The sequence below is a fragment of the Sphingobium sp. IP1 genome, assembly GCF_002708645.1.
GTDB lineage: Bacteria > Pseudomonadota > Alphaproteobacteria > Sphingomonadales > Sphingomonadaceae > Sphingobium > Sphingobium yanoikuyae.
In genome coordinates, this window is the sequence record NZ_NOIW01000005.1 from 41045 (window position 1) to 54494 (window position 13450).

At 65.6% G+C, this 13450-nt stretch carries 11 protein-coding genes; 4 read left to right on the forward strand and 7 right to left on the reverse strand.

Going from position 1 to position 13450, the window contains the following annotated elements:
- Nucleotides 1–3: 3 nt before the first annotated feature.
- Genes CG471_RS02700 through msrB form a run of 3 tightly spaced genes read left to right on the forward strand, consistent with a single transcriptional unit; the run spans nt 4 to nt 2651 of the window.
- Nucleotides 4–969: an ABC transporter ATP-binding protein gene (locus tag CG471_RS02700; protein ID WP_037510108.1), complete on the forward strand. Its 966-nt coding sequence runs from the start codon at nt 4–6 to the stop codon at nt 967–969.
- The gene (locus CG471_RS02705; protein WP_099230456.1) at nt 966–2156 is read left to right on the forward strand and encodes an ABC transporter permease; all 1191 of its coding nucleotides are present in this window, start codon (nt 966–968) and stop codon (nt 2154–2156) included. Before CG471_RS02700 ends, CG471_RS02705 begins: the two co-directional genes overlap by 4 nt.
- A gap of 18 nt (nt 2157–2174) precedes the next feature.
- The gene (gene msrB, locus CG471_RS02710; protein ID WP_099230457.1) at nt 2175–2651 is read left to right on the forward strand and encodes a peptide-methionine (R)-S-oxide reductase MsrB; all 477 of its coding nucleotides are present in this window, start codon (nt 2175–2177) and stop codon (nt 2649–2651) included.
- Here msrB and CG471_RS02715 read toward each other — a convergent pair.
- From CG471_RS02715 to purH, 5 genes are all read right to left on the reverse strand, one after another.
- Entirely contained in the window at nt 2638–4446 is a 1809-nt protein-coding gene (locus CG471_RS02715) for a hypothetical protein (RefSeq protein ID WP_180275601.1), read from the reverse strand. The genes msrB and CG471_RS02715 overlap by 14 nt on opposite strands.
- On the reverse strand, nt 4424–4846 hold the full coding sequence (locus tag CG471_RS02720) for a GtrA family protein (protein ID WP_257211401.1): 423 nt from the start codon (nt 4844–4846) through the stop codon (nt 4424–4426). The genes CG471_RS02715 and CG471_RS02720 overlap by 23 nt, the downstream gene beginning before the upstream one ends.
- A gap of 4 nt (nt 4847–4850) precedes the next feature.
- Nucleotides 4851–6374 carry an NAD(P)/FAD-dependent oxidoreductase gene (locus CG471_RS02725; RefSeq protein ID WP_099230460.1) on the reverse strand — a complete coding sequence of 508 codons (1524 nt, stop codon included), beginning with the start codon at nt 6372–6374 and terminating at the stop codon, nt 4851–4853.
- 180 nt (nt 6375–6554) lie between these two features.
- Complete coding sequence (locus tag CG471_RS02730; RefSeq protein WP_099230462.1) at nt 6555–6887, reverse strand: UrcA family protein; 333 nt, start codon at nt 6885–6887, stop codon at nt 6555–6557.
- Nucleotides 6888–7114: 227 nt separating this feature from the next.
- Nucleotides 7115–8707, reverse strand: coding sequence for a bifunctional phosphoribosylaminoimidazolecarboxamide formyltransferase/IMP cyclohydrolase (purH, locus tag CG471_RS02735; protein WP_099230465.1), 1593 nt, complete (start codon nt 8705–8707; stop codon nt 7115–7117).
- A 159-nt stretch (nt 8708–8866) separates the two neighbouring features.
- Between purH and CG471_RS02740 the strand changes: the two genes are divergently transcribed.
- Nucleotides 8867–10813: a S9 family peptidase gene (locus tag CG471_RS02740; RefSeq protein ID WP_099230467.1), complete on the forward strand. Its 1947-nt coding sequence runs from the start codon at nt 8867–8869 to the stop codon at nt 10811–10813.
- Nucleotides 10814–10983: 170 nt separating this feature from the next.
- Here the strand turns inward: CG471_RS02740 and CG471_RS02745 are convergent, their stop codons facing one another.
- A complete protein-coding gene (locus CG471_RS02745) occupies nt 10984–12750 on the reverse strand; it encodes a heparinase II/III family protein (protein WP_004208873.1) in 1767 nt (588 codons plus the stop codon).
- Nucleotides 12747–13409, reverse strand: a complete 663-nt coding sequence (gene rpe, locus CG471_RS02750) for a ribulose-phosphate 3-epimerase (RefSeq protein WP_004208872.1) — start codon at nt 13407–13409, stop codon at nt 12747–12749. The genes CG471_RS02745 and rpe overlap by 4 nt, the downstream gene beginning before the upstream one ends.
- Nucleotides 13410–13450 lie beyond the last annotated feature (41 nt).

Sequence of the window (13450 nt, forward strand, 5' to 3'; positions counted from 1 at the left end):
CGGATGATCGGTGACACTCCGGCTCCTGCCGCCCCCTATGCCGTCGAAGGCCATGCTCTTGTCAAGGCGTTCGGCGATTTTCGCGCGGTGGATGGCGTCGACATCGCCGTGCCTGCCGGCACCATCTATGGCATTTTGGGGCCGAACGGCGCGGGCAAGACCACCTTGCTGCGCACCCTGCTCGGCATCATCGACCCTGACGAGGGCCATCGCACCCTGCTGGGCGATGGCGCGCCGCTGCGCATGGCCAAGCAGGTCGGCTATCTGCCCGAGGAGCGCGGCCTCTACCCGTCGATGAAGGCCTATGAGGCGATCGCCTTCATGGGCGCGCTGCGCGGCCTGCCGCTCCATGTCGGGCGCGAACGGGCGCGGGCCATGCTCCAGGATTATGGCATGGGCGCCTCGGTCGAAAAGCCGATCCGCCAGCTCTCCAAGGGCATGGCCCAGACGGTGCAATTGTTCGGCACCATTGTCCATGAACCGCGTCTCATCGTCCTCGACGAGCCCTTCTCCGGCCTCGATGCGATGAATCAGGAAAAGCTGGAGGCGCTGATCCGCGATCAGGCGCGCAAGGGTGTCACCATCCTCTTTTCCACCCATGTCATCGCCCATGCCGAGCGATTGTGCGAACGCATCGCCATCGTCGCTGGCGGCCGCATCCGGTTCGAAGGATCGGTCAGTGACGCGCGCGATCGGCTGCCGCCCCAGGTGACATTGCGCACGCGGCTGAGCGACGGTGCCTGGCGCCGCGCCTTGCCGACCGACACGCTGGCACAGGATGGCGCCTGGCATTTCGCGCTGCCCGATGACGGCATCGAACCGCTGCTGCGCGCCCTGCTCGACGGTCAGGCCGGCATCGAAAGCCTGTCGATCGAACGGCCGGGCCTGCATGATGCCTTCGTCGCGATCGCGGGGGAGGCTGCTGCGCGCCAGATGCGCGATGACGCCACGCAGGAGGCCGGGGCATGAAGGAATTGCTGCGCGCAGCCAGCGTGATCGCCCGGCGGGATTTCACCGCCGTCGTCCTGTCACGCACCTTCATCCTGTTCCTGATCGGGCCTTTGGTGCCGATCGTCATCGGCATGGTCTTCGCCGGTTTCACCCAGAAGATTTCCAGCACCGACCTGCGCCCGGTCGTGGGCATTGCCATGGCGCCGGCCGATGTCGGCGCGCTCGAACGGGCGCATGCGCGCCTGACCGAACGCATGGGGCCGCAGGCGCTGCCGCGCCTCCACGCCGTGCCGCTCGGTACCCCGCCGCGCACCCAGCTGGCCCGGCCGGATTCCGACGTCGTCGCCATCCTGTCGGGCACGGTCTCCCGCCCGGTCCTGACCGGCAAGCCGGAGGATCTGGACCGGTTGCAGGGCGATCTCAGCCTGATCGCCAGCGCGGCGCAGGCTGAAAAGGTGCTGCACATGGTCAAGGTCGAGCGGCAGGAAGTGGCGACCAGTCTCGGTGCCCAGTCGCAGGCTCGCCTGCTGATCGGCCGCACCGGCCAGATCGTCATCTTCTTCCTCACCATTTTGCTGGCGGGCATGATTCTGTCCAATCTGGTCGAGGAAAAGACGAACAAGATCATTGAGATATTGGCCGCCGCCGTACCGGTGGACGCCATCTTCCTCGGCAAGCTGATCGCCATGCTGGGGATGAGCTTCGTCGGCATCGCCTTCTGGGGCGCCACCGCCTTCACCATCTTCATGGCGTTGAAGGCGCCCGGCACGGTCCTGCCCGATCCGGCGGTGGGCTGGCCTGCCTTCATCGCGCTCGGCATCCTCTATTTCGCCATGGCCTATACTTTGCTCGGCTCGCTGTTCCTGGGCATCGGCGCGCAGGCGGCGACCGTGCGCGAGGTGCAGACGCTCAACATGCCGATCACCATGGGCCAGATGATGATCTTCTTCTTCGTCTCCTACACGGTCGACCATATGGGATCGCCGCTGGAAGTGGCGTCGGTGGTCTTTCCCTTCTCGTCCCCCTTCGCGATGATCGCGCGGGCGGCGCAGGATGCGGCGCTCTGGCCGCATCTGGTGGCGATCCTGTGGCAGGGCATCTGGGTGGCCCTCATCATCCGCATCGGCGTGCTGCTGTTCCGCCGCCATGTGCTCAAATCGGGTGGCCGCTGGTGGAAGCAGTTGTTCAGGAGCTCGACAGGCTGAACAGGCTAGGGAGGGATAATGAACCGGCGGCATTTTCTCTATGGCGTCGCGACCGGCGCCTCTGCACTGGCCCTGTGGCAATTCCGCCCCGACGCGGCGGAAGCCGCCTATCCCTATCGCCTGACTGATGCCCAATGGCGCAGCAGGCTCAGCCCCTGGGCCTATAAGGTGCTGCGCCAGGGCGCGACCGAATTTCCCGACAGCAGCCCGCTCAACCGCGAACATCGCGCCGGCACCTTCACCTGTGCCGGCTGCGCGCAGAATCTGTTCAGTTCGAAGACCAAGTTCGACAGTGGCACCGGCTGGCCCAGCTTCTATGCGCCCTTGCCCCGCGCCATCGGCACGACGCGCGACTTCAGCCTCGGCGTGTCCCGGACCGAAGTCCATTGCGCCCGCTGCGGCGGTCATCTGGGCCATGTGTTCGACGACGGGCCAAAGCCCACGGGCCTGCGCTACTGCATGAACGGCGTGGCCCTGGCCTTCAGTCCCGTTTGACCTTGTAGATGCGCAGCGGCCCCTTGGTGGGCAGCGGCTGCAACCAGTCGGGTATCCTTCCCCGCGACAACTGCGCTGCCAGCCCGTTCGGTGCGCTCTGGGCGTAGAGCAGCATTTCGTTCATCCGCGCGCACATCACCAGATAGTCCGCGCCATGACCCGCCTTCGCCGCCATCACATCGGCGCGGGCGGCGTCTGGGGATGCGAGGAAGGCGTGGGTTACGGCATTGATGCCGATGACGTTGCGATGATGGCCGGTGCCTATCACCGAATGATGGGTGTGGACCAGAATGTCTGGTCCGATGTCGAGCGGAGCGAACAGCAGGGATGGTGGCAGCGCGTCGAGCGGTGCCAGCGCGGACGGCGTGCGGCAGTTTTCCTTTTTGATCGGCAGCGTCGGATCTGCTGTTTCGGCCAGGCTGGCCCATGCTGATGCCGTCCCGACCGGCGTCAGCAGCGCGAGCAGCACCGACAACAGCACACGCGCCGCCGCCGCGTCCAATTTTTGAATGCGCTGGAACAGCGTGGCAAGCAGCCAGGCAATGCCAGGCAGGGCGAAGACATGGGCGACGCTCATTGCGCGTAATACCAGCGCAGCGACGCCGGTTGCGCCAAATAGCAGGATCGCGATGACCAACCAGTTGGTCCGGCTCTGCCCGTCGCGCGCATTCCACGCAGCGGCAATGGTGGCCGCAAGGCCCACCAGCGCCGGCAACAGACTCACGCCCGCCAGCGGCAGAGTCTGTTCCCAGACCGGCCGGCCCTCCATCACCCGCATATACCATTGCTGATAGGCCAGCGGCGTCAGTTCGTGAAATGGGCCGGCGGTCAGGCAGTCCGCACCGATCCACAATGACGCAGCCAGCGCGGCCATCCCGCCGATCGCCGGTATGAGCAGGCGGCGCAGGAAGGTGCGGCCCTGCGATAGCCGGGAACCAGCCACGATGATGAGCGCGAACAGCGCCAGCGGCCACGCATAGACAGCGGACAGCGCATCGCACTGGGTCTGTGCCAGCGCGCCACCGCCATGGGTGGCAACCAGCAGGCCCAGTGCGGCCATCCCCAGCATCGCAGCGAAAGAGGTCAGGCGTGGGCTTTCCGTCATGTCGATTGCATGACGCAGGACGAACAAGCCACCAAACAGGGCGGCATAAGGCAGGCCTTCGGTCGAAATCTGCAGCCAGATGGCGAGCGCCAGTCCGGCCAGCGCGCCGCCTCGCACCCGGCGTGGATCGAGCGCGCCGCCCAGCGCGATCGTCGCCATCAGAATCTGCCAGCCATGATGGTCGATGCGGGTCGGGGTGAACTGGATCAGGATGGTCGGGGTCACCAGCAGCAGCGCCACGGACAATAGGGCCAGCCGCTCCGTCGTCATCAGTCGGGCCGCGCGGAACAGGGCAGCGACCAGGGCCGCCAGTGTCAGCAGCGGGACGGTGGCGCAGGCCAGGATTTCGGCGGCATGCTGGCCGATCAACGGCCGCGCCAGCAGGATGATCGTCGCGATCGGCAGGTCGACCAGTCGCGACCAGTGCATCGGCCCGCCGATTGGCGGATTGATGCGATGCTGGCTGACGTCGAACCAGCTCTGTCCGCCGATCCAGTCGCGCACCTGCTGCAGGCGCATCGCGTCGTCGGTGTCCATGAACATCATCTGCGCGATTTCTGCGCGGAACTGGAACAGCATCACTGCGGCGCAGAGCGCCCATAGGGCGGCCAGTGTCAGCCAGGAACCCGGCGTAGCCAGGCCGGGCTTGCGCAAGGGAAAGGCAGGGTCAGCGGCGAGCGAAGACGACATATTTGCGCACCAGATAGACGGCGGTGAAGCTCACCAGGACGACGGCCCCCTTGGCCAGCAGAAGCGGCGTGCCAATGGCTCCCAGCGCGGAAACCAGGCCAACGGTGATGGCGAGGCCGATCAGCCCGCTGAGCACGAAGCTGGCGCGCTGGACATGGCTGGGGCGTCGATCGCTGTCTGTGAACACGAAGCGCACAGACAACACCCAATGCACCACCATGCCCGCGGCATAGCCGACAAAGGCGGCCCAGCTGGCCGGCATGACCCAGTGGGACAGCGCCAGGAACAAGGCGGTGTCAGCCCAAAGCGATACGATGCTGACGATCAGATAGCGCGCCAGCATCAGGCGGGCGGCCAGTTGTCCCAACCGCCCCGCCATCGCGACCGCTCGCCCTGGCATCGGCTCAGGCGGCCTTCAGCCGTGCCGGCACGGCGCGGACGCTGGACAGAGCGGCCTGGGTATCGGCATCCTGTCCTTCATCGCCCGCCTCATGATATTCGGCATCTTCATTGACCTGCCACACGTCATGAACGCGCGCGCCGGCGATGATGTTGCGCACCGTCAGCATCGCCGTCATCATCGCGTGGTCCTGATTATTGTAGCGGTGCATGCCGTTGCGGCCGACCATGTGGAGCGTAGGATAGCGCTCTTCCAATTCGGTGCGCATCGCCAGCACATTGGCAGCGTAGGCGTCGTCATAGACCGGATAGGCCTTTTCCTGCCGCACCACCGCGCCGCCGACCACATCCTTGGGATCGCACAGGCCCAGCGTCGCCATTTCCTTGGTGGCGAGCGCGATCAGGTCGGCATCGGCGGATGCCCACAGGCCATCCCCCTCGAAGCAGAAATATTCAAGGCCCACGCAAGCCAGGCTGGGATCCGGAACCATTTCCGGCGACCAGCTGCGGAAATTCTGGATGCGGCCGACCTGCACCTTCGAATCATGGATGTAGATCCAGTTGTCGGGGAAGATGTCTTCGCCCTTCACCATCAGTGCGACGGTCAGGAAGTCGCGATATTTGAGGTCCATGGCCTCCGGCAGCGTCGCGGGAAGCGGATGGATGCGGCCCGCCAGTTCGCGCATCGGCGCGGAACTGATGACATGGGCGGCATTGATGACCACATCACCGTCCGGTCCTTCGGTCACCAGACGCCAGCGTCCGGTCGCCTGATCTTCTTCGAGACGCTTGAAACTGTGGCCCATCAGCACGCGGTTGCCGCCCTCGATCACCCGATCGCGTGCGGCTTCCCACATCATGCCGGGGCCAAGGCGCGGATAGCGGAAGGTTTCGAGCAGCGTCTTGGTCGCCATGCCGTCATTGGGCTTCTTGTTGAGGCCGAGCGAGCGCTTGAGGCCGTCCGTCACTGCGCCCCAGAGCGACAGGCCCTTGATCCGCTGCGCCGCCCAGTCGGCCGACATCTCGTCGCACGGCATGCCCCAGACCTTCTCGGTATAGGTCTTGAAGAAGATCGAGAACAGCTTGTGGCCGAACGCGTTGACGGTCCAGTCCTGGAAGGAGCGGACATTGCGGTTCGGGAACAGCCTGGCCTTGGCGAAACTCGCCATGCACAAAGTCGAACGCCACACACCCAGATTCCACAGCGCCTCGAACGCGCGAAGGGGATAGGAGTAGAATTTCCCCTCATAATAGATGCGGCTCATGCGCGGGCGCTGGATGAAGTCGTCCGGCAGGATTTCGTTCCACAGATCTACAACCTGTTGAGACTTGGAAAAGAAACGATGTCCGCCAATGTCGAATCGGAAGCCATCCAGCTCGACCGTGCGGCTGATGCCGCCGACATAGACCGGATCCTTTTCGATCACGGTTACGCTAAGTCCCTGCTTTGTCAGTAGATAGGCGGCAGTCAAGCCTGCGGGTCCTGCACCGATGATGGCAACGTCTACGTTCTGATCAATCCGCGACATGCGATTTTGTCCCCTGGATGGTCCTTCGTGTCACGCTGAGTGAAGGAAATCCTCTAAGGAGTGGTTAATCGCCGGTAAGCATGAATGAGCCGCCGACAGGAAAGGGCCGCCCCGCATGTGCGGAACGGCCCCCTGCAGTCCCCGTGACGGGGAAGGCTTCCCTTGCGGGATGGGTGAAGATCAGCCCTGGCGCTGCGCCAGCACGTTGAGGTCGCTGCGTGCGCCGTCCAGGGCGCTACCGACACAGTCGCGATAGTCGGGGGTCGCCGGCAGGATCGATCCATTGACCCAGCCGCACACTTCCTTGGCCGCGCGGCTGATGCGATAATCGGCGCGGCGCAGGCCATTGTTGCTGGCCAGGTTCAGGTCAGCGACCGATACGGCGATGGTGCGGGTGGTGAGGCCGGTGGTGCCGTCAACGACGACTTCGTTGCTGCTGTTGCCGGCGATAGCCATGCCAGGCAGCGCAAGGGCCAGGGTGGCGGCCATCGCCACCAGCGTCTTCTTGGTCATCCTATTCTCCTGTCGAACATGCTTTTTTTATGTCGTGCCCAACGCCTGACATGGGTGCGGGGTCGTCATCCTAAATAGGATTGCCCGGTGACATTGAAAAGAGGCCAATTGCCAAAAAATGGCAGTTTTCTGCGATTTTGCGGGTGCGAACAGGATCGTTTCGCACCCGCATAAACCTGATCGAGATATTGTCCCGACGCGCCATCTAGCGCGTTGGGAAACAAGCCTTAATGGCGGAAATGGCGCATGCCGGTGAAGACCATCGCCAGGCCCGCTTCATCTGCTGCGGCAATGACTTCCTCGTCACGGATCGAGCCGCCCGGCTGGATCACCGCCGTCGCGCCGGCTTCCACTGCCGCCAGCAGGCCGTCGGCGAAGGGGAAGAAGGCGTCGGAGGCGACCGCCGAACCGATGGTGCGCGGTTCGCTCCAGCCGGCCTTCTCGGCCGCGTCCTTCGCCTTCCAGGCGGCGATGCGGGCCGATTCCAGACGGTTCATCTGACCCGCGCCGACGCCGGCGGTGCTGCCGCCCTTGGCATAGACGATCGCGTTCGACTTCACATGCTTGGCCACGGTCCAGGCAAACAGGCAATCCTTCAACTCCTGCTCGGTCGGCGCCCGCTTGGTCACGACCTTCAGCGCGTCCAGGTCAACCTTGCCATTGTCGCGGCTCTGGACCAGCAGGCCGCCGGCGATGCTCTTGACCATCAGGCCGGGGCGGGCCGGATCGGGCAGTTCGCCGGTCAGCAGCAGGCGCAGATTCTTCTTCTTGGCAAAGATCGCCTTGGCTTCGTCATCGGCGTCGGGCGCGGCGACGACTTCGGTGAAGATGCCGCTGATCGCCTCGGCGGTCGGGCCGTCGAGCGGGCGGTTGACGGCGATGATGCCGCCGAATGCCGATACGCTGTCGCAGGCGAGCGCGGCTTCATAGGCTTCGATCAGCGTCTCGCCGGTGGCGACGCCACACGGATTGGCGTGCTTCACGATGACGACGGTCGGCGGGCCGTCGCGGAATTCGCTGACCAGCTCCAGCGCCGCATCGGCGTCGTTATAGTTGTTGTAGCTCAGTTCCTTGCCCTGGATCTGCCTGGCCTGGGCGATGCCGTTCGCGGTCGGGCCGTTGGGCAAATAGAGCGCGGCCGACTGGTGCGGATTCTCGCCATAGCGCAGCGTGGTGCTCAGCTTGCTCGACAGCGACAGGCTTTCGGGGAAGGCGACGCCCTGGTCGGCGAAGGCGAACCAGCTGGCGATCATCGAATCATAGGCGGCGGTGGCGGCATAGGCCTTGGCCGCCAGCATCCGGCGGAAATCATAGCTGGTGGCGCCGCCCTTCTCCGCCATTTCGGCGATCAGGCGGGCATAGTCGGCCGGATCGGTGACGATCGCCACGCTCTCATGATTCTTCGCGGCGGAACGGACCATCGACGGGCCACCAATGTCGATATTCTCGATGATCTCTTCGCGGTCGGCGCCCTTGGCCACGGTCGCGGCAAAGGGATAGAGGTTGACGATCACCAGGTCGATCGCGCCGATTGCATGCTCGTCCATCGACGCGACATGCTCGGGGTTGCCCCGCACCGCCAGCAGGCCGCCATGGACCTTGGGGTGCAGCGTCTTGACGCGGCCGTCCATCATTTCGGGGAAGCCGGTCAGCTCGGAAATATCCTTCACGGCCAGGCCCGCCTCGCGCAGCGCCTTGGCGGTGCCGCCGGTCGACACCAGTTCGACGCCATGCTGGCCCAGTGCCTGGCCCAGTTCGATGAGGCCGGTCTTGTCCGATACGGAAAGGAGGGCGCGCTTGATGGTGACGTCGGTGGTCATGGGGATGCTTCCTGCTGTTCGGGATGCCGCTTCAGGCTTGCCGCAGCCCTCTAGTCGCGCGCGGCGCAAAAATACAGTCCTCAAGCGCAGGGAATTTCCCGATCTTGCGGGCTTTTGCCGCTACTGTATTGTGATTGCATAACAGTTGGGGGATCTGACATGCGCTATCTGCTCGCCGCCACCGCCTTGCCCTTGCTCGTCGCCTTCCCGGCGCTGGCGCAAATTCCGACGCCGGAACGGGCAGTTACCGATCCCAAGAGCCTGACCTCGCCGATCAATCCCGACGCCCGCGCCGTGCCGCTCGCCGACATCGGCGCCTCGCGCAGCCTGTCGAGCGCGGCGTGGAGCGCCGACGGCAAACAGATTTTCGTCGCCACCAACCTTACTGGCCGCACCAATATCTGGCGCACCGACACCGCCGGCAGCTGGCCGGTGCAACTGACGCAGTCAGACGATGCCCAGACCGGCCTCGCCGCTTCGGCCGACGGCCGCTACCTGCTGTTCCAGCAGGATGTCGGCGGCAATGAATATAGCGACATCTATCGCGTGCCGGTGAACGGCGGCGTGGTCGAGAATCTCACCAACACCCCCGACCGGCGCGAAAGCGACCTGCTGGTGGGGCCGAGCGGCGGGCTGGTCGCGCTCGTCACCAAGCTCAAGACCCAGGGCCAGTCCAATGTCGCGGTGATGGACGGGGCGGGCAGGGTGCGCGACCTGACGCAGGAGGCCGACCCGCAGTTCAGCTGGTCACCGGTCGCCTGGATCGCGGATGGCAAGGCGCTGATCGCCAACCGCATGCGGATCGATTCCAAGGTCAGCGAAATCTGGCGCATCGACGTCGCCAGCGGCAAGGCGGCGAAATTGCTCGGCAAGGCCGACACCGTCTATGCCGCGACCGATGCGAGTGCGGACGGCCAATGGATCGCCGTCTCCACCGATGAAGGCAGCGGCCAGATTCATGGCGGCCTGCTCGAAGCCGCCACCGGCAAATGGCGCTGGCTCAAATCCACGCCCTGGGAACAGGTGCCGGCCAGCTTCACCCGCGACGGCAGGGCGCTCATCTTCCGCATCAACGCCGACGCGCGCAGCACCCTCTATCGCTTCGACCTCGCGAGTGGCGCCGAAACCCCGCTCGCCATCCCGCCAGGCGTCAATTATCTGGTCGGCAGCGAGCCGCGCTCACCCGATGGCACCATGCTGATGCTCAATCATTCGGGCGCCGACTCGCCGGCCAATCTCTATCTTTATGACCTCGCGGCCGGCACTGCGCGTCCCGCGACGCAACTCGCCATCGCCAGCCTTCAGCCCGCCGCGCTGCCCAAGTCGGATGTCGTCACCTACAAGAGCTTCGACGGCACGCTGATCAGCGCGATCGTGACCATGCCCGCCAATCTGAAGCGCAACGGCAGCAACCCCGCCATCGTGCTGCCCCATGGCGGCCCCACCGGTCAGGCGCAGGACGGCTACAGCCGCTACGCCACCGCCTTTGCCAGCCGCGGCAATGTCGTGATCCAGCCCAATTTCCGTGGCTCGACCGGCTATGGCAAGGCGTTCCAGGACGGCAATGTCAAGGATCTGGGCGGTGCCGACCTCAAGGACACGGTCGCGGCCAAGCATTTCCTGGTCGATAGCGGCTATGTCGATGCCAAGCGGGTCGGCATCTTCGGCGGCAGCTATGGCGGTTTCATGACCCTGATGGCGATCGGCCGGGCGCCGGACGAGTTCGCCGCCGCCGTCCAGTGGTTCGGCATCATCAACTGGCGCACCATGTATCGCGACCAGGATGAGGAGCTGAAGGCTTATCAGCGCAGCCTGCTCGGCACGCCGGAGAGCGATCCGCAGGTCTATGACGCGGCCTCGCCGCTCACCTATATCCGCGCGGCGAAGGCGCCCCTGCTCACCATCCAGGGCGAGAACGACATTCGCGTGCCGCGCGGCCAGGCGCAGGAGGTGCATGACATCCTCAAGGCCAAGGGCAATGTGGTGGAAACGATCTTCTACCCGGCCGAGGGCCATGGCTTCCAGAAGAAGGAGAATCAGCTCGACTCGCTGACCCGCACCGTCGCCTGGTTCGACACTTATCTCAAGCCGTCGCCTGTCCGGTGAAAGGCTCTAGCGGCCCGGCCGCTGAAAGTGGCCGGGCCTGAGAGCGAGGTCGTTGATTGGTAGCAAACGGGCCTCGGGTCGCCCCTCTTGCATGCGCTCTTGTCCGGGCTGTTCATAGGAAAAAACGGACATTGTCACGATGGTGCAACATTGCGCCGGTGCGATGCGGGTCAGCCGACCCGCTTGAACAGCCAGCCGATACTGGAGCCGCCCGGCAGCGCCTCGCTCGTCACCACCAGCTGTCTTGTGGGGTGGGGGCGGCCGTCGCCATCGACCCACAGGCTGTCCTCGACGCTCAGCACGCCGGCCCCGGTCCGGAACTGCCACAGCGCGCCCAGCTCGATCCGCAGCAGCGCGCCCTGGCTGTCGGCGGTCAGGGTCGGTTCGACGCCGGGCGCCAGATGAAAGCGCAGCTGCACCGGCCGCTTGACCGGCTTCTTGCCGCGCGTCGCCGGGGTCAGCATATCCTCGCCGCGCACTTCCTTGCCGTCGCCGCTCATCATCAGCAGGCGGCGGTGGACATAGCCCATGCGGCGGACATAGCCGTCATGGCTCAGCTCCACCCGGCTGCCATTGTCCAGCTCCTGTCGGTTCAGCTCGACCTCGGTCACGCCCTTGCCCAGCGTGCCGTCGGGCATCAGCGCGGTCGAATTGCTGTCGTCCAGCACCAGCGTGCTGTGCGCCGCGGTGGAGCGCAGCGCCTGGGCCAGGTCGCGGGGGATATAGGCGCCTTCCAGCGCCGCGCCGCCGCAATTGATCACCAGCCGCAGCCGCCCGTCGCTGATCTCGATCGCGCCGGTGGAGGCGCAGCCGGCGGCGGCCAGACGCGCGACCGGCGGCGGCGCCGCATCGATCTGCACCACCGTATTGCCTGCGCTGATCCGCTGATAGCCCCAGTCGCGCGCCTGGCGCAGCGGCCGGGTCCGCACCCGGCTGGCCTGCACCAGCGCCTCGACCATGTCGGGGTCGACCGCGCCCGCGCCCTGCCAGTTGCCCAGACCCCCATCGCCATGGGTCAGGCCCAGCAAGGCCGGCACCGCGCGGCTCAGCCCGTCGATCAGGAAGCCGGGCACCTGTTCGCGTCGCACCTCATAGACCGCGACCACCATCGCCAGCAGCATCACGCCTTCCAGCTGCGCCAGCGGCGACCGGGAAATGATGCCGCCATCGGCATGGAAGGCGCTGTCGATCGCGCGCTTCAGGCCGGCTTCGCCGAACAGCTTGCGCGGATTGCCGCCGGGCATCAGCATCGACGCCGCGACGATCCCGCCCCAGGCGACCAGGCGCGGCAGGCCTGGCGCGGCCTTGTCCGCGCTCTGGTCCAAATGGCGCGCGGTGCGGGCGATGCAGTTGAGCACCAGCGACCGATAGACCAGGTCGCTCGACGACAGGATCAGCGGCGCATGGGCGGTCCAGAACAGCAAGCGCCAGGCCGCATTGTCGGCGCGCCAGGCCGGGTCGCTCGGCGTTTCGGCATGGGCCGCCAGCCATTTGCGCATCAGCGCCTCGGCCACCGGCGCGCCCTGCTCGCGCGTCGCGGCGGTCGACAGGTCGCGCAGCCAGCGGAAACTGTGCAGATAGTCGGTGAAGGCCGGGCCGACCGCCAATTTGCCGAAATCGACCGTGTCGATCGCCAGCTTCTGGCCCCGGAACAGGAAATAGCCGGCGCGGATCGCCTGGCCGGCGCGCGGGTCGCCGGGCACGACATCGTCCGGCACCGCCAGCAGCTTGAGCGGATATTTGCCCTTCAGCCGCCGGCTGTGCAGCGGCGTCTTCCAGCTCAGCCGATAGAAATGATTGGCGATCCGCTCGGCCAGCGACAGGCCCTTGTCATCCGCGACGCGGATGAGCCGCTTGCCCTGTTCGATGCCGTCGTCGGCCGGTTCATGACCGGCGTCGACCGCGACAGGGGAGGACTGGCGCCGCTGGTTCGTCACCCGCCCCGCAGCGTCCTGATATTGTCGGCATAGGCGGCCGGGCCGCCACGGAAGGTTGCGGTGCCGGCGACCAGCACGTCGGCGCCGGCCGCGATCGCCTTGGGCGCGGTGTTGATGTCGATGCCGCCATCCACCTGCAGGCGGATGTCACGGCCGCTCTTCTCGATCATCTTGCGGCACGCCTCGATCTTGCGCAGTTGATTCTCGATGAAGCTCTGGCCGCCGAAACCGGGATTGACGCTCATCACCAGGATCAGGTCGATATCGTCGATCAGATAGTCCAGCATCTTGGCCGGGGTGCCGGGGTTCAGCACCACGCCTGCCTGCACGCCCAGCGACTTGATATGCTGCACGGTGCGGTGGATGTGCGGGCCGGCCTCGGGATGGACGGTGATGATGTCGGCGCCGGCCTGGGCAAAGGCGTCGAGATACTGGTCCACCGGCGAGATCATCAGATGCACGTCGAACGGCTTCTTCGTATGCGGGCGCAGCGCCTTCACCACGGCCGGACCAATGGTGATGTTAGGCACGAAATGGCCGTCCATCACGTCGATATGGATCCAGTCGCAACCGGCTTCGTCGATGGCGCGGACTTCCTCGCCCAGCCGTGCGAAATCGGCGGACAGGATGGACGGAGAGATGAGAATGGGATGGGTCATTTGACCGCTCGCATTAGCCCTCCCTTGGGGCGAGGGCAACG